Annotated in this window: 25 protein-coding genes; 17 read left to right on the top strand and 8 right to left on the bottom strand. The window is 71.5% G+C overall.

All coding sequences use genetic code 11. The features are described from left to right. The first annotated feature begins 106 nt into the window (after positions 1 to 106). From ABH940_RS03080 to ABH940_RS03070, 3 genes are all read left to right on the top strand, one after another. Positions 107 to 607 (top strand): SigE family RNA polymerase sigma factor, encoded by a 501-nt coding sequence (locus ABH940_RS03080; protein ID WP_370064778.1) that lies wholly within the window; start codon positions 107 to 109, stop codon positions 605 to 607. Next, positions 604 to 1,326 (top strand): hypothetical protein, encoded by a 723-nt coding sequence (locus ABH940_RS03075; RefSeq protein ID WP_370104158.1) that lies wholly within the window; start codon positions 604 to 606, stop codon positions 1,324 to 1,326. The genes ABH940_RS03080 and ABH940_RS03075 overlap by 4 nt, the downstream gene beginning before the upstream one ends. 116 nt (positions 1,327 to 1,442) lie before the next feature. Beyond that, the gene (locus tag ABH940_RS03070) at positions 1,443 to 1,658 is read left to right on the top strand and encodes a hypothetical protein (RefSeq protein WP_370064774.1); all 216 of its coding nucleotides are present in this window, start codon (positions 1,443 to 1,445) and stop codon (positions 1,656 to 1,658) included. 78 nt (positions 1,659 to 1,736) lie between these two features. Here the strand turns inward: ABH940_RS03070 and ABH940_RS03065 are convergent, their stop codons facing one another. Next, on the bottom strand, positions 1,737 to 3,536 hold the full coding sequence (locus tag ABH940_RS03065) for a long-chain fatty acid--CoA ligase (RefSeq protein ID WP_370064772.1): 1,800 nt from the start codon (positions 3,534 to 3,536) through the stop codon (positions 1,737 to 1,739). Positions 3,537 to 3,711: 175 nt separating this feature from the next. Here ABH940_RS03065 and ABH940_RS03060 point away from each other — a divergent pair, with 175 nt between their 5' ends. From ABH940_RS03060 to ABH940_RS03035, 6 genes are all read left to right on the top strand, one after another. Then, on the top strand, positions 3,712 to 4,479 hold the full coding sequence (locus ABH940_RS03060; protein ID WP_370064770.1) for a metallophosphoesterase: 768 nt from the start codon (positions 3,712 to 3,714) through the stop codon (positions 4,477 to 4,479). A 154-nt stretch (positions 4,480 to 4,633) separates the two neighbouring features. Beyond that, on the top strand, positions 4,634 to 5,065 hold the full coding sequence (locus ABH940_RS03055; protein ID WP_370064768.1) for an SRPBCC family protein: 432 nt from the start codon (positions 4,634 to 4,636) through the stop codon (positions 5,063 to 5,065). After that, positions 5,065 to 6,276, top strand: coding sequence for an ArsA family ATPase (locus ABH940_RS03050; protein WP_370104156.1), 1,212 nt, complete (start codon positions 5,065 to 5,067; stop codon positions 6,274 to 6,276). Before ABH940_RS03055 ends, ABH940_RS03050 begins: the two co-directional genes overlap by 1 nt. A gap of 44 nt (positions 6,277 to 6,320) precedes the next feature. Further along, positions 6,321 to 6,854: a DUF5304 family protein gene (locus ABH940_RS03045; protein ID WP_370104154.1), complete on the top strand. Its 534-nt coding sequence runs from the start codon at positions 6,321 to 6,323 to the stop codon at positions 6,852 to 6,854. Positions 6,855 to 7,051: 197 nt separating this feature from the next. Next, a complete protein-coding gene (locus ABH940_RS03040; protein WP_370064762.1) occupies positions 7,052 to 7,993 on the top strand; it encodes an ROK family glucokinase in 942 nt (313 codons plus the stop codon). Positions 7,994 to 8,010: 17 nt separating this feature from the next. Continuing rightward, the gene (locus ABH940_RS03035) at positions 8,011 to 8,814 is read left to right on the top strand and encodes an endonuclease/exonuclease/phosphatase family protein (RefSeq protein WP_370104152.1); all 804 of its coding nucleotides are present in this window, start codon (positions 8,011 to 8,013) and stop codon (positions 8,812 to 8,814) included. Between the two features lie 103 nt (positions 8,815 to 8,917). On the opposite strand, the gene ABH940_RS03030 is transcribed toward ABH940_RS03035, so the two are convergent. Both ABH940_RS03030 and ABH940_RS03025 read right to left on the bottom strand, forming a co-directional pair. Continuing rightward, on the bottom strand, positions 8,918 to 9,448 hold the full coding sequence (locus ABH940_RS03030) for a hypothetical protein (protein ID WP_370064757.1): 531 nt from the start codon (positions 9,446 to 9,448) through the stop codon (positions 8,918 to 8,920). A gap of 6 nt (positions 9,449 to 9,454) precedes the next feature. Beyond that, on the bottom strand, positions 9,455 to 10,216 hold the full coding sequence (locus ABH940_RS03025) for an alpha/beta hydrolase (RefSeq protein WP_370064755.1): 762 nt from the start codon (positions 10,214 to 10,216) through the stop codon (positions 9,455 to 9,457). 197 nt (positions 10,217 to 10,413) lie between these two features. Here ABH940_RS03025 and ABH940_RS03020 point away from each other — a divergent pair, with 197 nt between their 5' ends. The 3 genes from ABH940_RS03020 to ABH940_RS03010 all read left to right on the top strand — a co-directional run bounded on the left by ABH940_RS03020 (position 10,414) and on the right by ABH940_RS03010 (position 13,264). Next, positions 10,414 to 11,184 (top strand): lysophospholipid acyltransferase family protein, encoded by a 771-nt coding sequence (locus tag ABH940_RS03020; protein WP_370065022.1) that lies wholly within the window; start codon positions 10,414 to 10,416, stop codon positions 11,182 to 11,184. A 140-nt stretch (positions 11,185 to 11,324) separates the two neighbouring features. Next, the gene (gene macS / locus ABH940_RS03015) at positions 11,325 to 12,599 is read left to right on the top strand and encodes a MacS family sensor histidine kinase (RefSeq protein ID WP_370064753.1); all 1,275 of its coding nucleotides are present in this window, start codon (positions 11,325 to 11,327) and stop codon (positions 12,597 to 12,599) included. A gap of 17 nt (positions 12,600 to 12,616) precedes the next feature. Then, positions 12,617 to 13,264, top strand: a complete 648-nt coding sequence (locus ABH940_RS03010) for a response regulator (RefSeq protein WP_370065020.1) — start codon at positions 12,617 to 12,619, stop codon at positions 13,262 to 13,264. Between the two features lie 55 nt (positions 13,265 to 13,319). On the opposite strand, the gene ABH940_RS03005 is transcribed toward ABH940_RS03010, so the two are convergent. After that, complete coding sequence (locus ABH940_RS03005) at positions 13,320 to 13,871, bottom strand: YceI family protein (RefSeq protein ID WP_370064751.1); 552 nt, start codon at positions 13,869 to 13,871, stop codon at positions 13,320 to 13,322. A gap of 159 nt (positions 13,872 to 14,030) precedes the next feature. On the opposite strand from ABH940_RS03005, the gene ABH940_RS03000 reads away from it, so the two are divergent. Then, complete coding sequence (locus tag ABH940_RS03000) at positions 14,031 to 14,528, top strand: MarR family winged helix-turn-helix transcriptional regulator (protein ID WP_370064749.1); 498 nt, start codon at positions 14,031 to 14,033, stop codon at positions 14,526 to 14,528. 72 nt (positions 14,529 to 14,600) lie between these two features. Here the strand turns inward: ABH940_RS03000 and ABH940_RS02995 are convergent, their stop codons facing one another. After that, positions 14,601 to 16,595, bottom strand: a complete 1,995-nt coding sequence (locus tag ABH940_RS02995) for an anthranilate synthase family protein (protein WP_370064747.1) — start codon at positions 16,593 to 16,595, stop codon at positions 14,601 to 14,603. 323 nt (positions 16,596 to 16,918) lie between these two features. On the opposite strand from ABH940_RS02995, the gene ABH940_RS02990 reads away from it, so the two are divergent. Further along, positions 16,919 to 18,268, top strand: a complete 1,350-nt coding sequence (locus ABH940_RS02990; protein ID WP_370064745.1) for a class II 3-deoxy-7-phosphoheptulonate synthase — start codon at positions 16,919 to 16,921, stop codon at positions 18,266 to 18,268. Positions 18,269 to 18,406: 138 nt separating this feature from the next. Beyond that, positions 18,407 to 18,655: a bacterioferritin-associated ferredoxin gene (locus ABH940_RS02985; RefSeq protein ID WP_370064743.1), complete on the top strand. Its 249-nt coding sequence runs from the start codon at positions 18,407 to 18,409 to the stop codon at positions 18,653 to 18,655. Here the strand turns inward: ABH940_RS02985 and bfr are convergent. Further along, entirely contained in the window at positions 18,652 to 19,131 is a 480-nt protein-coding gene (gene bfr / locus ABH940_RS02980; protein ID WP_370064741.1) for a bacterioferritin, read from the bottom strand. The genes ABH940_RS02985 and bfr overlap by 4 nt on opposite strands. 179 nt (positions 19,132 to 19,310) lie before the next feature. On the opposite strand from bfr, the gene ABH940_RS02975 reads away from it, so the two are divergent. Together ABH940_RS02975 and ABH940_RS02970 are read left to right on the top strand one after the other, a co-directional pair. After that, on the top strand, positions 19,311 to 19,946 hold the full coding sequence (locus ABH940_RS02975) for a sulfite oxidase-like oxidoreductase (protein ID WP_370064739.1): 636 nt from the start codon (positions 19,311 to 19,313) through the stop codon (positions 19,944 to 19,946). Between the two features lie 60 nt (positions 19,947 to 20,006). Continuing rightward, on the top strand, positions 20,007 to 20,570 hold the full coding sequence (locus tag ABH940_RS02970; protein WP_370064737.1) for a GNAT family N-acetyltransferase: 564 nt from the start codon (positions 20,007 to 20,009) through the stop codon (positions 20,568 to 20,570). Here ABH940_RS02970 and ABH940_RS02965 read toward each other — a convergent pair. Together ABH940_RS02965 and pknB are read right to left on the bottom strand one after the other, a co-directional pair. Beyond that, positions 20,563 to 21,186: a GNAT family N-acetyltransferase gene (locus tag ABH940_RS02965; protein ID WP_370064735.1), complete on the bottom strand. Its 624-nt coding sequence runs from the start codon at positions 21,184 to 21,186 to the stop codon at positions 20,563 to 20,565. The genes ABH940_RS02970 and ABH940_RS02965 overlap by 8 nt on opposite strands. A gap of 58 nt (positions 21,187 to 21,244) precedes the next feature. Further along, positions 21,245 to 23,212 carry a Stk1 family PASTA domain-containing Ser/Thr kinase gene (gene pknB, locus ABH940_RS02960; RefSeq protein ID WP_370064733.1) on the bottom strand — a complete coding sequence of 656 codons (1,968 nt, stop codon included), beginning with the start codon at positions 23,210 to 23,212 and terminating at the stop codon, positions 21,245 to 21,247. Positions 23,213 to 23,309 lie beyond the last annotated feature (97 nt).

The following is a 23,309-nucleotide window of genomic DNA, read 5'->3' as shown; positions in this document are numbered from 1 at the left end:
GTCGCTCCTGTGATCAGATGATGTCTCGTGAAATGCTCAGACCTCTGCTTGATGTGCGGACTCCCGCTGGTCTCCCCGTGCCGGCCGAACCAGGGAGCGGGAGCGCTTGTCGCCTGAGGAGTTCGACGAGTTCTACGCCGCGAGCTGGTCGCGGCTGGTCGGCCAGCTGTACGTGATGACCGGGGATCTGGCCGAGGCGCAGGACGTCGTCCAGGAGGCGTACGTGCGCGCCTGGAAGCGGCGCGACGAGCTGTCCGCCTCCGGGGCGCCGGAGGCCTGGGTCAGGACGGTGGCCTGGCGACTCGCCGTCAGCCGGTGGCGGCGGGCGCGCAGTTACGTGTCCGCGCTGGTCCGCCACGGCACCCCGGCGGCGCAGGCCGGACCGGAGCCGGAGCACGCCGCGCTGGTGGAGGCGCTGCGCAAGATTCCCGAGGAGCAGCGCCGAGTGGTTGTCCTGCACTACCTCTGCGACCTCCCCGTCGTCGAGGTCGCCGAACAGACGGGTGCGCCGGTGGGTACCGTCAAGGTCCGCCTCTCCCGCGCCCGCGCGTCACTCGCCCGGCATCTGACCGGCGATCTCACGGACTTGACGGACCTGAAGGCATGATGGGCGACGACCTCCGACACGACGACCACCTCCGACACGACGGTGACCTCCCACACGACGGTGACCTGCGCCGCGCGTTGCACCGGCTTGCCGACAGCGCCGCCGGCCCTCCGCCGCTGAGCGGAACGGGGCTGCGGGCGTTGGCCGGGCGCCGCGGTCGGCGCACCCGACTGGCCGTGGTGCCCGCGGCTGCTGTCGGGGCGCTGCTGGCGGGTGCCACCGCGTATGCCCTGGCCGGCGGCGGCCACGCCACCCCGCAGGAGCACAGCGCGCCCGCGCCGAGCGTGGCCCCCGTCGTCTCCGGCGTTCCGCAGGCATCCGCCTCGCCGACGGCCGCCGGAGGCCGGAACGGTGCGACAGCGCCCGCGACCGCTCCGTCCTCCTCTCCCGTCAGCGCGAGCCCGACGGCCACCGCATCGTCGCGGGCCACCGCGCACCCGACGTCGTCGGCCCCGACCGGAGCGGCTGCGTGCCTTGCCGCCCCGCAGGGCGAAATCCTGGTCCTGCTGCGGACGTTGAGCACCCCCGGTGCACTGCTCTCGGCGACCCCGGTCGCCTGCGTCCAGGGACAGCTGGTGCCCAGCGGCCCCACGCAGAACTGGGGCCTGGCGCCGGGCGTCGTGGCGCCGACGACGGGTGCCGACCAGCTCTTCGCCGTCCGCCGGGACGCCGCCGGGCTGGTGGTCCGGCTGGACAAGGTGGCTGCCGGCCACGTGTGACCGGCGTCACTCGGAAATTCCTTCGAGGGGTGTAACCCAGTGCCCGTCGAGACGCGTAGAGAGTGCGGAACGGGTTCCACATGGCTGTTCCGCACTGCTGAAGAGAAGAGAGAATCATGCGCAACAACACCGGGTCGCAGATCGAGACGGCCGAGCTCTCCGACAGCGAGCTGGACCAGGTCGCCGGTGGTCTCGCCAACATTTCCGTCGGCGTCGCGGGTGTCGGCGTTCACGTGGGTGTCGGCAATGTCCTCGGTGCTGTCGAGTCCGTGGTCACCGCGCTGCCGCTTTCGCCGCTGACCCACCTCACCTCGGTGCAGACCAGCCACTGAGTCTGATTTACCCCAAAAGCTTGAAAGGGCGCAGGGCTCGCATTCCAGCGAGCCCCACGCCCTTTCGGTTTTTCCGGACTACCGCGCGTACAGATCCTCGACGTCCGCGGCGTAGTCCTTCATCACGACGGCGCGCTTCAGCTTCATCGACGGCGTCAGGTGCCCGGAGTCCTCCGACAGCACCGTGTCCAGGATCGCGAACTTCTTCACCGCCTCCGCGTGCGACACCGCGGCGTTGCCGTCGTCGATCGCCGCCTGGACCGCCTCGCGCAGGTCCGCGTCGTCCTTCAGCTCGGAGACCGTCGCCGACGCCGGCTTGCCGTGCAGCTGCTTCCAGGCCGGGAAGAACTCCTCGTCGATGGTGATCAGGGCCGCGATGAACGGCCTGCGGTCGCCGACGACCATGCACTCGGCGATGATCGGGTGGGCCCGGATGCGGTCCTCGATCACCGCGGGGGCGACGTTCTTGCCACCGGCCGTGACGATGATCTCCTTCTTGCGGCCGGTGATGCTGAGGTAGCCGTCGGCGTCCAGCGTGCCGATGTCGCCGGTGGCGAACCAACCGTCGTGCAGGGCCTCGGCGGTGGCCTCCGGGTTGTCCCAGTAGCCCGCGAAGATCTGCGGGCCCTTGAGCAGGATCTCGCCGTCGTCCGCGATGCGCGCGGCCGAACCCGGCAGGGGCTGGCCGACGGTGCCGATGCGCGGCTCGTCGTGGGGGTTGAAGGCGGTGGCCGCGCAGGTCTCGGTCAGGCCGTAGCCCTCCAGGACGGTGAAGCCGATGCCGCGGTAGAAGTGGCCCAGCCGCTCGCCCAGCGGGGCGCCGCCGGAGATGGCGTGGGTGGCCCGGCCGCCCAGCGCGTTGCGGAGCTTGCTGTAGACCAGCGCGTCGAACATCTTGTGACGCAGCTTCAGGCCGAGGCTCGCGCCGGAACGGGTGTCCAGGGCGCGGCTGTAGGCGATCGCCGTCTCCGCGGCGCGGTCGAAGATCTTGCCCTTGCCCTCGCTCTGTGCCTTCGCTCTGGCCGCGTTGTAGACCTTCTCGAAGACCCGCGGGACGCCCAGGATCAGCGTCGGCCGGAACGAGGCCAGCTCCGCGGTGACCTCCTTGATGTCCGGGACGTGGCCGATCCGGATCGGCGCCATCGCCGCAGCGATCTCCGCGATCCGGCCGAGCACGTGCGCCTGCGGCAGGAACAGCAGGACCGAGGACTCGCCGGGCTGGAAGAGCGGCCGCAGCCGGGTCGTGATGTTGCCCAGCTCCGCCATGAAGTTGGCGTGGGTGAGCATGCAGCCCTTGGGACGGCCGGTGGTGCCGGAGGTGTAGACGATGGTGGCCACCGAGTCGGGGCCGAGCGCGGCCCGGCGCTCCTCGATCGCGGCGTCGGGGACGTCCACACCGGCCCGGACCAGGTCGGTCAGACCGCCGGCCTCCAGCTGCCAGACCTGCTTCAGGTCCCGCAGCCGGTCCCGCACCTCGCCGATCACGGCCTCGTGGCGGGGGAGTTCGGCGATACAGGCGACCGCGCCGGAGTTGCCGAGGATCCACTCGACCTGCTCGGCCGAGGAGGTCTCGTAGACGGGCACGGTGACCGCACCCGCGCACCAGATGGCGAAGTCCAGCAGTGTCCACTCGTAGCGGGTGCGCGACATCACCGCGACCCGGTCGCCGAGGCCGACGCCGGAGGCGATCAGGCCCTTGGCCACCGCCCGTACCTCGGACAGGAACTGGGCCGCGGTGCGATCCTCCCAGGCGCCGCTGTCGTCCTTGCGGGCGACCAGCGGCAGGTCCCGATACTGCGCCGCGTTGCGGTGGATCGGATCGGTGAGGTCGCCGCCACTCGGCACCTGGTAGAGGGCCGGAAGGCTGAACTCGCGCAAAGCTGCTCCTCGATCTCGAAGCGCTGACCTGGGCGGAACCCAGCGCGCTGTCACGGCGACGCTGCAGGGACGCCAGGACGTTACTGGCAGGTAGTTACTCCGGCATAGGTGTACCAGCCAATATGTTTCCAGGGTCACACTCGGACCAGCCTAGGGGCTGGTTACTGTGGTGGTCATGCGGGTCCATGTGGTCAGTGACGTGCACGGCAACAGCGAGGCCCTGGCGCGCGCCGGGGAGGGCGCTGACGCTCTGGTGTGCCTCGGGGACCTGATCCTCTTCCTCGACTACGCGGACCACACCCGCGGGATCTTCCCCGACCTCTTCGGCGCGGAGAACGCCACGCGACTGGTCGGGCTGCGCAACGAGCGCCGGTTCGAGGAGGCGCGGGCGCTCTCCGCCGAGCTCTGGTCCGGGCTGCGGATGGACCGGCGCACGGCGATCGAGGGGGCGGTCCGCCGTCAGTACGCCGAGCTCTTCGCCGCCTTCCCGGCCCCGACCTACGCCACCTACGGCAACGTCGACCTGCCCGGCCTCTGGCCGGAGTTCGCCCGCGACGGGGTCACCGTGCTGGACGGGCAGACCGCCGAGATCGGTGGGCTGCGCTTCGGCTTCGTCGGCGGCGGTCTGCCGACTCCGATGCGGACGCCGTTCGAGATCCCGGAGGAGGAGTACGCGGCCAAGGTCGCCGCGCTCGGCCGGGTCGACGTGCTCTGCACCCATGTCCCGCCCGCCGTACCGGAGCTGACCTACGACGTGGTGGCCCGCCGTTTCGAGCGCGGCAGCGAGGCGGTGCTGCAGGCGATCCACGAGACGCAGCCCGCGTACGCGCTCTTCGGTCACGTCCACCAGCCGTTGCGGCGACGGCTGCGGATCGGCAGGACCGAATGCGTCAATGTCGGCCACTTCAACGCGACCGGACGCCCCTGGGTCCTCGACGTGTGACCGTACTCAGCGGTTGACCGTGCGCGACGTCTGGCGGTGCCCGGCAACCGGCAGTGCTCGACAACTGAAGAGGGGCCCGGACGCGATAGCCTCTCATCGGCGGGATGTACACACCGGCCGTGACAGCAGCAGGGCGAGAGGCGGAGGCCATCCGATGGCGGAGCACACCAGGTCGAGCACCACGATCGAGGCGACCCCGGCCCAGGTCATGGCGGTGATCGCGGACTTCGCGGCGTATCCGGCGTGGACGGGCGAGGTCAAGGAGATCGAGGTCATCCGCCAGGGCACCGACGGCCGCGCCGAGGAGGTCCGGCTGCTGCTGGACGCGGGCGCGATCAAGGACGACCACACCCTCGCCTACACCTGGGACGGCGACCGCAAGGTCAGCTGGACCCTCGTCAAGAGCCAGATGCTCAAGTCGCTGGACGGCTCCTACACGCTCACGCCGACGGGGGACAAGACCGAGGTCACCTACCAGCTCGCGGTCGACGTCAAGATCCCGATGCTGGGCATGATCAAGCGCAAGGCCGAGAAGGTCATCATCGACCGCGCGCTGGCCGGGCTGAAGAAGCGCGTCGAGAGCTGATGGCGCCTCGGCTCGTCCTGGTCAGCGGCGCGGGAGGCGCCGGGCGCAGCACGCTGGCGGCGGCCACCGCCGCGCTGGCGGCCGAGTCGGGCGAGCGGGTGCTGCTCGTCGCGGCGGACGACCCGCACCGGTCCGTCGACGGACTGCTGGGTCACCGGCTCGGCCCCGAACCGCTGCGGATCGCCTTCGAGCCGGGCCTGTTCGCGCTGCGGCTCGACGAACAGACGGCGTTCCGCGCGGCCGGAGTGCGGCTGCTGGAGCGCGCCAAGGGACTCTTCGACCTGCTCGGCGTGGAGCCGTTGGAGCCCGAGGAGCTGACCGCCCTGCCGGGTGCGTCCCACCTGGCGCTGCTCGACCTGCTGCGCAGCTACGGGCGTTCGGACTCGTTCGACCTGGTCGTCGTCGACGCGCCGCCGGTCGCGCAACTGGTCGCCGCGCTCGCGCTGCCCGAGCAGCTCGACGCCTACCTGGCCCGGCTGCTGCCCGACGAGCGTCAGGCGGCCCGTGCGCTGCGGCCGGTGCTGGCCGGGCTGGCGGGCGTGCCGATGCCGTCGCAGTGGCTCTTCGAGGCGCGCGCCTGGGCCTCCGCCGAGCTGGCCGACATCCGCGCGGTGCTGCGTGCGCCGGGAACCGGCATCCGGCTGGTCACCGCGCCGCCCGCCGGTCCCCGGGCGCGAGCCGAACTGCTGCGCGCCCGCGCCGGGTTGGCGCTGCATCAGCTGCCGCTGGAGTCGCTGCTGGTGAACCGGGTGCCGGTGGACCGCACCTCGGTGGACCGCCCGTCGGTGGACCGTGACAGCGGCGAGCTCGACCTGCTGCGCGCCGCCTGGGACGTCCCGGTCCACTCCGTGCCGGACCTCGGGCGGGAGCCCGAGCGGGTCGACCTCGGCGAACTGGCCGAGCCGGCCGCCCTGGTGACCTGGACCGACACCCCCGCACGTGCGGCCGCCGACTGGCGCGTCGAGGACCGGCTGGGCACCCCCGAGCGCGTCCTGGTCTGGCACATCCCGCTGCCCGGTGGGGAGCGCGGCGACCTGGAACTGGTCCGCCGCGGCGACGAACTCACCCTCGGCGTCGGCTGTTACCGCCGCGCGGTGCTACTGCCGTCCGCGCTGCGCCGCTGCACGGTCGCGGGCGCGGCGCTGCGGGACGGTGTGCTGACCGTGCGATTCGCACCCGACCCATCCCTCTGGCCCGCCTCGCTCGGGTAGCGTCGGAGGCAGAAGGATCGCCGCGCCCACGAAGGAGCAGCACGATGACCAGTGCCGACGACAGCAGCGCCGCTGAGAACGGTCGCATCGAGGATGTGTGGGCGGAGGCGGTGGCCGAGCAGCACCTGACCGACCAGGAGCGCGACGACAGCTGGGCCGAGCCGGACGTCGAGGCCGTCCCCGGCAGCGCCGCCGACAGCAGCGCCGCCGACAGCACCGCAGAACACGGGCCCGTCCCGGTCGACGGCGAGGTCGACGAGAAGGCGGACGGCGCGCAGAAGGAGTCGGCGGCGGACTTCCCCTTCGCGGGCGACCTCGGGCCGTTGGTCGACGAGGTGCGCAAGTTCGCCTCCGCCGTCGGTGACAAGGTCAGCTCCGTGAGCAGCGGTGGCGCGGATCCGATGGAGGTGCTGCAGAACCTCGCCGCACCGCTGCGCAGCAAGAGCCCCGCCGTCTACGGTCACCTGCTGGCGGCCGGCGGCGAGCTGATCGCGGCCTACCGCGCGGCGGTTTCAGCCTCCGAACGCCGCTGGTCCGCGCCGAAGAAGAGCGACTCGGAGCACATCGACCTGGACTGAGCCCTGGGCTGAGCTTTGGGCCGAACTGGTCTGGACCGCGGTCTGGACCTGACTGACTCAGTGCCTACGACTTCTGAACCCGCCCGGCTCAACCATCGCAACCTGTCTTCGGCTAATGTACGCAAAGGTGTGTACCCGGCCCCCCGTGGCCGGGTACGGTACCGCCCAGCGGGGAACCACCGAAGACTGAGGGACACATGGGACTGACCATCGGCGTGGATGTCGGCGGCACCAAGATCGCAGCCGGTGTCGTGGACGAGAACGGGACGATCCTGGCGCGCACCCGCGTGCCCACGCCCGCCGATCCGCAGTGGGCCGTCGGTGCGATCGCAGACGCCGTAAAGGAACTGCGCCATGAGCACGACGTCACCGCCGTCGGCGTCGGCGCCCCCGGCTACATCGACCGGAACCGCTCCACGGTGCTGATGGCCCCGAACATCGCCTGGGAGAACGAGCCGCTCAAGGCCCGGATCGAGGACCTGGTCCACCTCCCCACCGTGATCGAGAACGACGCCAACGCGGCGGCCTGGGGCGAGTTCCGCTTCGGCGCGGCGGCCAGCCACCCGGACATGGTGATGGTGACCGTGGGCACGGGCATCGGCGGCGGCATCGTCATCGACGGCCGGATGCACCGTGGCAGCTTCGGTGTCGCGGGCGAGATCGGCCACCTCAACATGGTTCCCGACGGCCTGCCCTGCGGCTGCGGCTCCAAGGGCTGCTGGGAGCAGTACGGCTCCGGCCGTGCCCTGCGCCGCTACGGCCGCGAGGCGGCGGCAGCCGACCCGGTGCGCGGCAAGCGGCTTCTCGAACTGAACGAGGGCGTCGCCGAGACCATCACCGGCAGCCAGATCACCCAGGCCGCGCACGAGGGCGACCCGCTGGCCCTCGACGTCTACGACGAGCTGGCTGACTGGCTCGGTCGGGGCCTGTCCGATCTGGCCTCGCTCTTCGACCCGGCGGTCTTCGTCCTCGGCGGCGGCGTCTCCGACTCCGGTCGGCTGCTGCTCGACCCGGTCGCCAAGGCCTTCGAGAAGTACCTGATCGGGGGCGTCCACCGGCCGCGTGCCGAGGTCGTGCTGGCCACCATCGGCTCGGCCGCCGGCATCATCGGCGCGGCGGACCTCGCCCGTCAGGACTGAGCCGTCAGACTCGGTGCATGGCCGAAGCGACCGCACCGACGGTACCGTCCGCACCGACCACCGGGAGCTGGGAGCTTCCGACGTCCGGAGCGCAGCCGGACGGCTCGGAGATCGTCCGGGTGGTGAGCTGGAACATCCGCTCCCTGCGCGACGACCGCACCGCTGTGGTCCGGGTGCTGCGGGCGCTGGAGCCGGACCTGGTCTGCCTCCAGGAGTCCCCGCGCTTCTGGTTCCCCCGCCCGCAGGCGGGTTGGCTGGCCCGGTCGACCGGACTGCTGGTGCTCGGCGGCGGCAAGAGCGCCGCAGGGCCGCTGCTGCTCGGCCGCCTGCGCGCCCTGCCGCTCTCCGTCCACGACGTGCTGCTGCCGCGCACACCCGGGCTGCACCAGCGGGGCTTCGCGACCACCGTGGTCCGCCTCGGCTCGGCCCGGCCCTTCTCGCTGACGAGCTGTCACCTCTCGCTGGACCGCGACGAGCGCCGTCGCCAGTGTGGGCTGCTGCTCGACCACCTCGACCACCTCGACCGACGGGGCGTCGCCCACTCGATCGTCGGCGGTGACGTCAACGAGCGGCCCGGCGAACCCGGTTGGGAGCTGCTCGGCTCCCGGCTGCAGGACGGCTGGGCGACGCGGCCCTGGGGGGACGAGTACAGCTATCCGTCCGCGAACCCGTCCCGGCGCATCGACGCCGTCTTCACCACGCCGGAGGTCGAGGTCCTCGGCTGCGGCGCGGTAGGGGAGGGGTTCCCCGGCCTGCGCGGCAAGGACCTGGCGCTGGCCACCGACCACCTCCCGGTCGTGGCCGCGCTGCGGCTGTCCTGAGCCGGGAGGTTCGCGCACCGGGACATCCCTGACCCGGAACGTCCCTGCCCCGCAACCTCACTGCCCCCCAACCTCACTGCCCCAGAACCTTCCTGACGGCGGCTCAGACCACCGCGCCGTGGTTCGGGTCGTCGCGGTCGTGGTCGTCGTCCTCCGAGTCCTTCATCCGGGCGACCAGCGTCACCACGCCGCCCGCCGCGAAGGCCACGCCCAGGAAGGTGGCCATGCCCGGCAGTTGGCCGAAGCCGCCCAGCAGCGCCAGGATGGTGCCGCCGATCAAAGACAGCAGTGCCATCCGGGTCGGCGCCTCCGCCTTGGGCAGGTCGCGCGGGTCCGGCGGGACGTAGTGGTCCTCGTCCGGGTCCTCCGCCGGGCTCCAGGCGCGCGGGTCGACCGGCGGTACCGCCGGGACCACCGGCAGCGCCCGGATCACCGGCTCGATCACCGGGCGGGGCCGCGGCTGCGGCGTGAAACCGGACAGATCGTTCTCGGTGAGGTCCTCCGACTCCGGCCAGCTGCGCTCCTCCTGGGCCACCGGCTCGTCGAACCCGGCCACAAGCTCCGCGAACAGCTCGTCGTCGGACCGGCCCGCCTCGCTGCCGTCGGTACCGGACGCGTCCCGCTCCTCCGCCATCGCGCCTCAGCCCTTCGTGACGGGGACGGTGAGCCGACGGACGAAGTCGACGCTGCCGTCGAAGATCGTCTCGGCGTCGTAGTCCAGCGTGGCGACGTGGTAGCTGCGCTCCAGCAGCCGTTCCTCCAGGTCCGTGCTGCCGACCCGTTCCAGCAGGAGCTTGCCGCTGGGCGGCGGCACCACGTTGTCCTGCGGGCTGCGGAAGAGCAGAAGCGGCTGGGTGACTGTCGGGAGCTCGGCCTGGACGATCTTCGTCAGCTGCTTCATCGACCACGCGGCGTGCAGCGGGGTGCGGGTGTAACCGCCCTCGTCCACACCGGGCTTGGCGATGTCGCTGGTGATCCCGGGCAGGCTCGGCACCAGGTGGCGCGCCACCGGCAGCGCCACGTGCGTCTGTCCGGGCATCCGGACCAGCGGGTTGACCAGCACGAGTCCGCTGACGCCGGCGCCCTGCTGGGCGGCCAGGTGGAGGGCGAGCAGGCCGCCCATGGAGAGACCGAAGACGAAGACCTGGTCGCACTCCTCGGCGAGCTCCAGGTAGCCGCGTTCGACCGTCGCGTACCAGTCCTGCCAGCGCGTGGTGTTGAGGTCCCGCCAGTGGGTGCCGTGCCCGGGGAGCAGCGGAAGCGAGACGCTGTAACCCTCGGCGGCGGCGCGCTCGGCCCAGGGGCGCATCGACACGGGTGAGCCGGTGAACCCATGGCACACCAGGACTCCCACCGGGCCGCCGTGGTGGCGGTACGGCTCGGCGCCGGGCAGCAGCGGCATCTGTGGTCCTTCCGAAACGGCCTACGCGGCAGTAGCTGTCATCGTCCCATGTCCGCAACGCAGCCGTACAGCGCCTGTGTTCCCGTGGCGCCGCTCCGGGCAGGGGGTGGCCCGCCGAGGGGGGACTTTTCCGCAAACGCGACTAAGGTTCTCCGTGGTCAGGTGAGTATGGAGGTCCAGGGTTGTTCTACCGGTTCATGAAGATGATCGTCACCCCGATGTTGAAGATCTTCTTCCGTCCGTGGGTCGAGGGGATGGAGAACATCCCCGAGGAGGGCCCGGCCATTCTGGCCAGCAACCACCTCTCGTTCTCCGACTCCTTCTTCCTGCCCGCGATGATCCCGCGACGCCGGGTGACCTTCATCGCCAAGTCCGAGTACTTCACCGGGACGGGGCTCAAGGGCAAGTTGACGGCTGCCTTCTTCAAGGGCGTCGGACAGCTGCCGGTCGACCGCTCGGGCGCGCGCGGTGCGGGCGAGGCCGCGATCCGCAGCGGGATCGAGGTCGTCAAGCGCGGTGAGCTCTTCGGCGTCTACCCGGAGGGCACCCGCTCTCCGGACGGTCGCCTCTACCGCGGCAAGGTCGGTGGCGTGGCCCGGATCGCGCTGGCGACGGGTGCGCCGGTGATCCCGGTCGCGATGATCGACACCGAGAAGCTGCAGCCGCCCGGCCAGGTGCTGCCCAAGCTGGGCGTCCGTCCGGGGATCCGGATCGGCCGGCCGATGGACTTCTCCCGCTACCACGGCATGGAGAACGACCGGTTCATCCTGCGCTCGGTCACGGACGAGGTGATGTACGAGATCATGCGGCTCTCCGGCCAGGAGTACGTGGACATCTACGCCACCGCCGCCAAGCGTCAGCTCCAGGACGCGAAGAAGCAGGCCAAGCAGGCGGCCCAGCACGACAAGCAGACCGAGCAGGACAAGCAGACCCAGCAGGACAAGCAGGACAAGACGGAAGAGTCGTAGGGGGAGACAGCGTGCTCGGGGGCATACGTCCCGGCTTCGGCCGCAAGCCGGGAGACACGGCGGGGACGGCAGGCACGACAGGTACGGCAGCGACGGCCGGCACGAGAGGTGCGGCAGGGGCGGCCGGCGGATCCTTCTCCGTGGAGCAGCCGCTCTGGACCGCCATCGGCGCGTTCCGGATCCTCACCCTCCTCTACGCCATAGGCCGTTACGCCGAGCACGAGCAGCACTACACCGACCAGGTCGGCGCGTGGCTCTATCTCCTCGTGCTGACCGTGTGGACCTTCGGCACCGTCAAGGTCTTCTCCACCAAGCAGCGCTGCGGCTGGCCCTGGCTGCTGACGGACGGCGTGCTGGTGGTGGCAGGCATCCTGCTGACCCGGGTCTTCGACGGCTGGGCCTGGGTCGTCGGCGGGGACGTGACACTGCCGACCATCCGCGCCGCCGGGATGGTGCTGGGCTTCGCCGTCTACGGCGGCTGGATCCCCGCGGCCGTGGCCGGCCTGGTGGTCGGCATCGCGAACATCATCGAGGCCAACGGCCCGACCTCGTCCAACGTCCACAACATCGTGCTGCTCATGCTCTCCTGCGTGGCCATCGGCTTCGTCGTCGAGGTGGCCCGCAAGAGCGAGGAGACGCTGGCCCGCGCCCTGGAGATCCAGGCGGCGACGCGCGAGCGGGAGCGGCTGGCCCGGGACATCCACGACGGTGTGCTCCAGGTGCTGGCGCTGGTCAAGCGGCGTGGCGCGGAGATCGGCGGCGAGGCCGGCGAGATCGCCGCGCTGGCCGGGGAGCAGGAGAGCGCGCTGCGGCTGCTGATCGCGCAGGGGCTCAACAACCCGATGCCTGCGATCACCGCTTCGCCGTCCGCCTCGGCCGCCGCGACGGCCGCGTCGTCCGGCCCGCTGAGCGCCTCGGTGCCGCTCCAGGACCGCCGCCGCGCGACCCCGGGTGCGCCGGGCGCGTCGTCCGGCGACCCGGACGTGCCGCAGGACCTGCGCATGCTGCTGGCCCCGCTGACCAGCCCCCGGGTGACCGTGGCTCAGCCCGGCACGCCGGTGCTGCTGCCCGAGCACGCGGCCGGAGAGCTGGGCGCGGCCGTCGGCGCGGCGCTCGACAACGTCACCAAGCACGTGGGCGAGCAGGCGCTCGCCTGGATCCTGGTCGAGGACGAGCCGGACGCCGTCGTCGTCAGCGTCCGGGACGAGGGACCAGGTTTTGAACCGGCGCGACTGGGCGAGGCCGAGCGCGAGGGACGGCTCGGGGTCTCCCAGTCGATCCGCGGCCGATTGCGCGATCTGGGCGGCACGGCGGAGATCTTCTCGGTCCCCGGCCAGGGCACGGAGGTCGAGCTGCGGGTGCCCAAGCGGGCCCCGGGGCAACGGAACGGAAGCAGGCAGGAGTCGAAGCGGTGACCGAGGCGATCCGGGTCATGGTGGTCGACGACCACCCGATGTGGCGTGACGCCGTCGCGCGCGATCTCGCGGACGCGGGCTTCGACGTGGTGGCCACCGCGGGCGACGCCCGCGAGGCGGTGCAGCGCGGCCGGGCGGTCCAGCCCGCCGTGGTGGTGCTCGACCTCAACCTGCCGGACCGCCCCGGCGTCGAGGTCTGCCGCCAGCTGATGGCGTCCGAGGTGGCGCCCCGCGTCCTGGTGCTCTCCGCCAGCGGTGAGCACGGCGACGTGCTGGAGGCGGTCAAGTCCGGTGCGACCGGCTACCTGGTGAAGTCCGCCAGTCGCGAGGAGCTGCTGGAGGCGGTCCGCCGCACCGCCCAGGGCGACGCGGTCTTCACGCCCGGCCTGGCCGGGCTGGTGCTGGGCGAGTTCCGCCGCCTCGCCGCCGAGCCCGCGCCCGCAGGCAAGCCCGCCCCGGCCGTCCCCAAACTGACGGAGCGGGAGACGGAGGTGCTGCGGCTGGTGGCCAAGGGCCTGCCGTACAAGCAGATCGCCGACCGGCTGGTGCTCTCGCCGCGCACGGTCCAGAACCATGTCCAGAACACCCTCGGCAAGCTCCAGTTGCACAACCGGGTCGAGCTGGTCCGCTACGCGATCGAAGCGGGGCTCGACGAGGAGGCGTGAACCCCCGTTCGCGGGAGGCCCTCAGACGCGCTTGACCCTCAGGCGCTCATGACCCTCAGGCGTGCTTGTAGGTGACGGTGACGTCGACCGACGTGAGTCCCTTGAGCATGTTGCCCTTGTTCCAGCCCAGGCCGAATCGGTCGCGGTCGATCTCGGTGTGTGCGGTCAGGGTGACCGAGTCCGGGCTGTGGCCGGTGACGGTGGCGGTGAGCGCCAGCGGTTCGGTGACCCCGTGGACGGTGAGGGTGCCGGTGACCGCCACCGTGCCGTCCGCCTGCGGGCGGGCCTCGGTGGCCCGGAAGACCAGCTCCGGGTGACGCTCGACCTCGAAGAAGTCCGAGTGGCGCAGGTGCTCGTCGCGCTTGGCGTTCTTGGTGTCCAGCGAGGCCGCGTCGATGGTCAGCGTGCCCGAGGCGGCGCCGTCGGCGGGTATCTCGCCCGCGCCGGAGAAGCCGGCGAACTGGCCCTTGACGGTGACCAGGCCCCACATCGTCTTGTGGCGGAACCGGATCTCGGAGGTGCCGGGCTCCAGTCGGTAGGTGCCGGCGGGCAACGCCTTCAGGGCGGCGGCGGCATTCGTTGCGCTGGTGGGGGTGGTGGCGGGCATCGGAGCAGTCCCTTCGCTGGATGGCTAGCCTCACCGGATACCTGGCCGAGTATTGGATAGCTGGATACTCAGTAGCTAGTTAGACAATAACTGGTTGCACGATAGCCAGTGTTGCTAATCTGTGCAAGAGCAGGTCGCTGACGAGGGAGGATGCGGGCGATGGCGGAGCGGAAGGTTCCGGACCACGACTCGGGCTGCCCCGGCGAGGCGGACCTCCGGCTGCTGGACCAGTGGAACACCCTCCAGTCCGGCTTCCGGCGCCTCACGGACGAGCTGCTCGCGGACGTCGACCGCCAGGCGGGCATAGCGCCCTCGGAGTTCCAGGTGCTCTGGTACCTGCTGACCTCGACGACCGAGCAGTCCGCACCGATGAACCAGCTCGCCGCGACGCTGAACTTCACCACCGCCGGCACCACCAAGGTCGCCGATCGGCTCAGCGAGGCAGGCCTGATCAGCCGTCAGCCGTCGCCCACCGACCGACGCGTGGTGCTCGCCGTGCTCACCGGGAAGGGCCAGGAGGTGGCCATGGCCGCCGCCCTGGCCCTGGCGGCGGCGCTGCGGGAGCGCGTGGTCGCGCCCATGGGCCCGGACGCGTTCGCGGCCCTGGCCGACCGGATGCGCGACCTCGACCCGAACCCGCCGCGGCCCTGCCGCTGACGGCTCTGCCGCCGGCGGGTCCGCGCAGTTGACGGGTTCGGGTCCAGGCCCGGGTCCGGGCCCGGTCGCGGCTCAGGCGGACAGCGGGCGCAGTGCGTCGGTCAGCTCCCGGACGATCCCGACGCCGTCCAGTGTCAGCACCGACTCCGGGTGGAACTGGAGGCCCGCGAAGCCGGGGCCGCGCAGTGCGTGGACGTCGCCGGTCAGCGGGTCGCGGCTCACCTCGATGCCGCGTGCGGCCAGTGCCTCCGCCGTGGCGTCGTCGCAGCGCGCGGTGAACGTGTTGTAGAAGCCGACCGTCTGCTCCCGGCCGAACAGCTCGATCCGCTCCTGCGCACCCTGGTACGGCGTCGCCTTCCGGTGCACGGAAAGGCCCAGTGCCGTGCAGAGGAGTTGGTGGCTGAGACAGACCGCGAGGAAGCCCTGCGGCCGTCCGGTGGCGACCAGTCGGGCGACCAGCGCGCGCATCGCGTTCATCTTCGGGTCGTCGTCGGCCGGGTCGCCGGGGCCCGGGCCGAGGACCAGTGGTCCGTCGTGCGCGGCCACCGCCTCCTCCAGCCCCGGTACGTCCCAGCGGCGGACGGTGACCCGGTGGCCGAGGGAGCGCAGCAGGTGGGCCAGCATCGAGGTGAAGGTGTCCTCGCCGTCGATGACCAGGGCGTGGCTCCCGGAACCCGAGTCAGTGGCATGCGTCTGCATGGTCAGCCAGAACGGCGAGAGGTTGGTCCGCCGTGCGTTCAGCGCCGTCTGGACCCGGTGGTTCTCCGCCAGCAGCGGCGCGGTCACGGACGCCGCGGATGCGCCCGCCCGTCGCGGACGGGCCGGCAGCGCGCCGATCGCGGCCAGCACGCCGGCTGCCTTGGCGTGCGTCTCGGCGACCTCCGACTCCGGGTCCGAGCGTCGGACCAGTGTCGCGCCGACCCGGACGGCCAGTCGGCCGGTCGCGGGGTCGATGTCCGCGGTGCGGATCAGGATCGGGGAGTCCAGGGTCTGGCCGCCGAGCGCGGTCCGGCCGATCAGGGCCAACGCCCCCGCGTAGTAGCCGCGTCCGGTGGGCTCGTGACGGCTGATCACCCGCGTCGCGTTCTCCACCGGGCTGCCGGTCACCGTGGCCGCGAACATGGTCTCGCGCAGCACCTCGCGCACGTCGAGCGAGGTGCGTCCGCGCAGCTCGTACTCGGTGTGCGCGAGCCGGGACATCTCCGTAAGGCGCGGCCCGAGCACCTGGCCGCCCAGGTCGCCTACGGTGCACATCATCTTCAGTTCCTCGTCCACGACCATGGTGAGCTCCTCGAGCTCCTTGGGGTCGTGCAGGAATGCCAGCAGCGAGTCGAGCGACGGGCCCTCGGCCGGATAGCGGTAGGTGCCGGAGATCGGGTTCATCACCACCGTCCCCGCGTTCTGCCGCACATGGACCTCGGGGCTGGCGCCCACCAGCACCCTGTCTCCCGTGTGCACGAGGAAGGTCCAGTACGCGCCGCGCTCCTGCTCCAGCAGCCGTCGGAACAGCGTCAGCGCCAGTCCGGGGGAGAAGCCGTCGAGCGTGCCGGTGAAGTCGCGGCGGATCACGAAGTTGGCGCCCTCGCCGCGGCCGATCTCGTCGGCGACCACCCGGCGCACGATCTCCGCGTAGGCGGCGTCGTCCACGTCGAAGCCGCCGTCGCGCAGTTCGACCCGCTGGTCCGGCAGTGCCGCCAGCGCCGCACGCACCTCTGCCAGCGGCAGGGCGTACGACTCGCGTACGCGCAGCGCCCGCAGCGGGGTGCCGTCGTCGTGGGCCTCGAAGCCGCGCTCGCGGATCTGGCGGTAGGGGACCAGCGCCAGCAGGTCGTGGACGGGTCGCCCGGACGCGGGCACCCCCTCCGGCAGCGGCAGCCCGGCCAGCGTGTCGTAGTCGCCGACCTCGCCGAGGAGCAGCTCGACCGTGTGGGGCGCGAGCCGCGGCGTGCGGCGGTGGAGCAGGGCGAACGGCTCGCCGCCCTCGGTCAGCCTGCGGATCAGCGAGGCGGACCGGGAGCTGGCGGGTGAGCTGGCGGGTGCGTTGCCGGGTGCATCGGTGCCGGTCACGAGGGGCCTTCCTGCCGGAGTCGGGTCGGGGGACCGCTCTCGGGGGAGGCTGCTCGCAGTCCGTCGTGAGACGGGAACGGCCGCCCCGAGGGGCGGCCGTGAAGTCTGCGTGGGTACGCGCGCTAGTGGGCCGCCTCGGGGACGGTCCACCACCAGGAGTAGGTGTGCGACTGCGTGTTCACGGGGGAGAGCCTAGCGGACACCGGCCGCGATCGGGGAGCGGGACGCGGTGCGCGCGTCCTGCGCGCGTCCTGTGTCCACCACGTGTCTCAGTAATCGGGCAGCGCGCCCGGATCGTCTGCGTGACCACGTAGCCTTGCTGCGTGACCGTGAACGTTGACACCCACGCCCAGGACTTCTCCTGGCTGTCCCTTCCCGCGGCGCAGCAGCCCGAATGGCCGGATTCCGAGGCTCTGCGCAACGTGCTTGCGGACCTCACCTCGTATCCGCCGCTCGTCTTCGCAGGCGAGTGCGACCAGCTGCGCGCCCGGCTCGGGGCCGTTGCGCGCGGCGAGGCGTTCCTGCTCCAGGGCGGCGACTGCGCCGAGGCCTTCGACGGCGTCTCCGCCGACCACATCCGCAACAAGCTCAAGACGCTGCTGCAGATGGCCGTCGTGCTGACCTACGCCGCCTCCGTGCCGGTGGTCAAGGTCGGCCGGATCGCCGGCCAGTACTCCAAGCCGCGCTCGAAGTCGACCGAGACCCGCGACGGGGTGACCCTGCCGGTCTACCGTGGCGACTCCGTCAACGGCTTCGACTTCACCCCCGAGTCCCGGATCCCGGACCCGGAGCGGCTGAAGCGGATGTACCACGCCTCCGCGTCCACGCTGAACCTGGTCCGCGCGTTCACCACCGGTGGCTACGCCGACCTGCGCCAGGTCCACGCCTGGAACCAGGACTTCGTGCGCAACTCGCCCTCGGGCCAGCGCTACGAGCGCCTCGCCAAGGAGATCGACAACGCGCTCGCCTTCATGAACGCCTGCGGGGTGGACCCGGAGGAGTTCCGTACGGTCGAGTTCTTCTCCTCGCACGAGGCGCTGGTGCTCGACTACGAGTCGGCGCTGACCCGGGTCGACTCGCGTACCGGCAACCTGTACGACGTCTCCGGCCACATGGTCTGGATCGGCGAGCGCACCCGGCAGCTGGACCACGCGCACATCGAGTTCGCGTCCAAGATCCGCAACCCGCTCGGCGTCAAGCTCGGCCCGACCACCTCGGTGGACGACGCGCTGACGCTGATCGACCGGCTCGACCCGGACCGCGAGCCCGGCCGGCTCTCCTTCATCACCCGGATGGGCGCGGGCAAGGTCCGCGACCTGCTGCCCAACCTGGTCGAGAAGGTCACCGCGTCCGGCGCGCAGGTCGCCTGGATCTGCGACCCGATGCACGGCAACACCTTCGAGGCGGAGACCGGCCACAAGACGCGTCGCTTCGACGACGTGCTCGACGAGGTCAAGGGCTTCTTCGAGGTGCACCGCGCGCTCGGCACGCACCCGGGCGGCATCCACGTCGAGCTGACCGGCGACGACGTGACCGAGTGCGTCGGCGGCGGCGACGAGGTCTTCGTCGACGACCTGCACCAGCGCTACGAGACGGCCTGCGACCCGCGCCTCAACCGCAGCCAGTCGCTGGACCTGGCGTTCCTGGTCGCGGAGATGTACCGGGGGCAGTGAGCCGTTCATCTCCCCCTGTGTGACGTACGCCCCCTCGGTTTCGGCCGAGGGGGCCTTTTCGTTGCGGGAGGGCTCTGGGTAAGGTAAGCCTTAGCTCATTACGAGCGAGATCGAGCCCCCGTCCCTGGAGGATCCGCGATGTACGTGTGCGTGTGTCACGGCGTCACCGAGGACCGGGTGCGCGAGGAGATCGCGCAGGGCGCGAAGACGCCCCGCCAGGTCGCCAAGGGGTGCAAGGCGGGAACCGACTGCGGCTCCTGCGTCCGCCGGATCCAGGCGCTGCTCGGCCACGAGGGTGCCCGCCCGTGCCCGACAGCCCGCCTCGCGGCCAGGCTGGGCCTGCCGCTTCCCGGCATCGCAGCGGCTCCGGCCGCTGAAGCGGCCTAGCTCTCCGGCTGCTCGATCAGCTGCGCGAGGTAGAGCGGCTCGCCCAGCTTCTGCAGCAGTTCCAGCTGGGTGTCCAGATAGTCGATGTGGTGCTCCTCGTCGGCAAGGATGTCCTCGAAGATGTTGGCCGAGGTGACGTCGCCCTTGGCGCGCATCACCACGATCCCGCGCCGGAGCCGGTCGATGGCCTCGACCTCGATCTGCCGGTCGGCCTCGAACATCTCTCCGACCGTCTGGCCGATCCGCAGGTGGAAGAGGCGCTGGTAGTTGGGCAGCCCATCCAGGAAGAGGATCCGGTCGGTCAGCACCTCGGCGTGCTTCATCTCGTCGATGGACTCCGAGCGGGTGAACCGGGCGAGCTTCGTCCAGCCGAAGTTCTCCTGCATCTTGTAGTGCAGGAAGTACTGGTTGATGGCGGTCAGTTCGGCGGTGAGCTGCTCGTTGAGGAACTCGATGACCTCGGGGTCGCCCTGCATGGCCGCGCCCTTTCTCTGGCTGTCTCTGGTGGTTCGTCCGGTTTGCTTCCGGTTTCGAGGCATGGTTCCACTCGGCCACCCGTGAATCCAGCAAGGTCACACTCACCACGCCGAGCCCACCCCGAGCCCGCGCCGACCCTCCGGGACGGGCCACTGGCTGGATCTGTCACCATTGAGCCATGGGTCAGTCCGAAAACGAGCAGGCCGCAGCGTTGGAGGCCCAGTACGGACTGCCCCCGGGGCAGCGGCTCCAGCGTGGGTGGCCGGTGCTCCACTACGGCCCGATTCCCCGCTTCAAGCCGGCCACGTGGGAGTTCCAGATCTTCGGGGCCACTGCCGACGGCGCCAAGCACAGTTGGACCTTCGAGCAGTTCACCACGCTGCCGCGCACGGAGGTCGTGGCCGATTTCCACTGCGTGACCCGGTTCTCCATGCTGGACAACCGCTGGGGCGGCATCGCCACCTCCACGCTGCTCGACCTGGTCCCGCCCGCCCCCGGTGTCACCCACGTCATGGTCTGGGCCGAGTACGGCTTCAGCTCCAACCTCCGGCTCGCCGACTTCGCGGCGACCACGTCGGTGTTCGCCACCCACCGCAACGACGAGCCGCTGACCGTCGAACACGGCTTCCCGGTCCGGCTGGTCGTCCCGCAGCTCTACGCGTGGAAGGGGCCCAAGTGGGTTCGCGCGGTGGAGTACATGACCGCGGACCGGCGCGGCTTCTGGGAGGAGCGCGGCTACCACAACCTCGGCGACCCCTGGCGCGAACAGCGCTACACCTACCAGGAGGGACCCGGCGACGGTCCGGAGCTCTGAGCTCGGCAGACGCGGCGCTAACCAGTTGCTCACGCCTGGCCGCGCCGGAAGGATCGGCGCATGGAACACCCTGCTGAGATCCTGCGCCATGACCGCGTCGTGCTCCGCCGGTGGCGGAACGTCGACGCCGACATCGAGCGGCTGACCCTGATCGGCCTGGAGGCGCAGGAGCGCCTGAAGCCGTGGATGCCGTGGGCGGCCACCCACTCGCGCGAGAGCGTGGTCGAGTACCTGACCGCTGCGGACCAGGGCTGGGCGAAGGGCGAGGCGTACAACTACGCCATCATGGGCGACGGCCCGAACAGCCTGCCCGTCGGGTCGACGTCGATGATGCGGCGGATCGGGCCGGGCGGGTTCGAGATCGGGTACTGGATCCACCAGGACTGGAGCGGGCAGGGTCTGGTGACCATGGCCGCCGCCGCGCAGGCCGCCGCGGCGTTCGCGCTGGTGGGGACGGACCGCGTCGAGATCCACCACGACAGTGAGAACCACGCCAGCGGCGCGGTCCCGGCGCGGCTCGGTTTCACCGAGGTGGACCGGCATCCGGACGAGGGCCGGATCGAGGTGGTCTGGCGGATCGTCCGCGCGGATGCCGAGCGGCAGCCCTGGTGGGGCGTCAGCTGACCGGGGTGGCAGCGGCAGTGGTGGTGGCGGCGGTGCCGGAGCCCGGCCACGGGCCCGGCACCGCGCCGACCGGCTGCACCGTGGTCTCGGTGCGGACCAGTTCGAAGCCGCGGGCCCGGTAGTTGCCCAGTGCCGCCGGGCCGTCCAGGGAGCAGGTGTGGACGGTGACGCGCCGGGTGGGCGGCAGCGCGAGGTGACGGTCCGCCAGGTCCCAGGCGCGGCGCAGCCCGACGTCGAGCAGGTGGCCGCCGAGGCCCCGGCCGATGAAGGCGGGCAGCAGACCGAAGTAGGCCACCTCGACCTCGCCCGCACGCTCCTCCCGGTGCGGCTCCAACTGGACGTAACCGGCGGGCGTGCCGGAGACCCAGGCCACCCACGTCTCCAGGCCGTCCTTGGCCAGCCAGTCGGCCCACCGCCGGTAGTCCCAGCCGAGGCGGTCGGTCCAGTGCCAGGCCCCGCCGACGGCGGTGTAGAGGAACCGGGCGAACTCCGGGCCGATCAGCTCGGCCCGGACCACCGTCAGGTCCAGCCCCTCCGGCGCGGGCACCGGCGTGGCGGGGAGCGCGTCGGGGGAGGGCTGGGCCAGGTGCCAGGTGGTCACCTCGGTTGCGGTCACGGCACGTTCCTCGAAGCAGGGATCACGGGGATCACAGAGATCACAGAGATCACGGAAATCAGTAGAGCCAGATGGTGACGGTGCTGCCCAGCGCGGCCTGGCTGTTGCCGCCCGGCGTCTCGCTGCGGACGGTCGGGCTGCCGAAGAGCGTGAAGCCGAGCGAGCGGACCTTGAACCGGGCCTGCTTGAGCGTCTTCGTCGCGTCCTTCTCGGTCATCCCGGTGACGTCCGGGACAGTCACCTGTTGCTGTCCCTTGGACATGGTCAGCGTGATGGTCGCGCCCTGCGCGGCCTGACCGGCGGGCGGGTTCATCGTGGCGACCGTGCCGGCCTGCTGGTCGGAGTAGACCTGGGTCGGGTTCAGCGCGACCTGGAACCCGGCGGACTGGAGGTCCGAGGTGGCCTGGTCCAGCGTCTCGCCGGTCACGTCCGGCAGCGGCACCGGCTGGGCGCCGCTGCTGACGACCAGGGTGACCACGGTCTGCGGCGCGACCTGCTGGCCCGCCGCCGGGCTGGTGCTGATCACCGCGCCCGCCGGGACGGTCGAGTTGGTCTGCTGCTGTTGTTGACCGGAGACGGCCAGCCCCGCCTGCTGCAGCGCGGCCGTCGCGTCGGCTACGGACTTGCCCGCCACCGACGGGACGGTCGGCCGCTGCGGGCCCTTGGAGACGTCCACGGTCACGTCGGAGTCCTTGCGGACGCGTGTGCCGGGGCCCGGATTCGTGCTGATCACCGTGCCCTTGGGGACGCTGCCGCTGAAGTCCTGGGTGAGCGAGACGGTGAAACCGTCGTGCTCCAGGGTCTGCACCGCCTGCGGCTGCGGCACCCGCAGCACGCTCGGCATCTGCGTGTAGAGGCCGCCGTTGAGCGCCCAGGTCAGCCCGGCCACCAGCAGCGCGAGGACCACGACCACGCCGGTGGGCAGCACCCAGCGCGGTCGGCGGACGCCCCGCTGACGGCGGGTCAGCGCCACTGGCGGCGGCTCGGGCCGTTCGCGGCGCGGCATCACCAGGTCGGCCGGGAGCTGCTGCAGCATCGCCGGGTCCATGACCGAGGTCCGCTCGACCGGCGGCGGGAGCAGCGTGCTGGCCGACCCGGGCCCCGATGCCGAGGGCCCCGACGCCGACGGTCGCGTTGCGGCAAGAGGCTCGGCGTCCAGCTGATCGGCCGTCATCTCACGGCGCACCCGCTGGAGTTCGGCCAGCAGCTCGACCGCGTCGGCGGGCCGACCGGACGCGTCGCGCGCGGTCGCCGCCTGCGTTATGGCGTCGAGCTGCGGCGCGAGGCCGGGGACCAGCTCGGACGGCGGCGGCACGTCGACGCTCAGGTGCTGGAAGATCACCTGCATCGGGCTCTCGCCGGTGTGCGGCTTGGAGCCGGTCAGCATCTCGTAGAGCATCACGCCGCAGGCGTAGACGTCGGTGCGCGGGTCGGCAGCGCCGCGCTCGATCTGCTCGGGCGCGAGGTAGGAGACGGTGCCCATCACCTGCTGGGTGGTGGCCGCGGTCTGGCCGTTGACGGCCCGGACCAGGCCGAAGTCGGCGACCTTGACCCGGCCGTCCTCGGTCAGCAGCACGTTCTCCGGCTTGACGTCGCGGTGCACCAGACCGGCCCGGTGCGCGGCGCCGAGCGCGGCCAGCACGGGCTCCAGGATGTCCAGCGTGGTGCGCGGGCTCAGCGCGCCGCGGTCCCGCAGCAGGTCGCGCAGGGTCCAGCCGGGCACGAACTCCATCGCCAGGAAGACCGCGGGCGGCATCGCCGTGTGGTCCTCGCCCTGGTCGTAGACGCCGACGACGTTCGGGTGGGAGAGCCGGGCGACGGCCTTGGCCTCGCGGATGAACCGCTGGACGAAGTCGGGGTCGGCGGCGAAACCCGGGTGCATCACCTTCAGGGCGACGACCCGGTCGAGCCTGGTGTCCACACCCCGGTAGACGGTGGCCATCCCGCCGACGGCGACGCGCTGCTCGACCCGGTACCGGCCGTCGAGCATGCGCCCGAGAAGGGGGTCCTGCAGCGTTGCGTCCATCCCACGGAGTGTACGGGGCAGGGGTGTGCCGCTCCGCACGGCCGAGCTCTCCGTCGCTGAAAAGTGAGAGTCCGAGGACACTACGGTGACGAACCGG

It is taken from the genome of Streptacidiphilus sp. BW17 (genome assembly GCF_041262485.1).
Lineage (GTDB): Bacteria > Actinomycetota > Actinomycetes > Streptomycetales > Streptomycetaceae > Streptacidiphilus.
The sequence above is the reverse complement of the archived record's forward strand: the minus strand, read 5'-3'. Positions and strand labels throughout refer to the sequence as shown.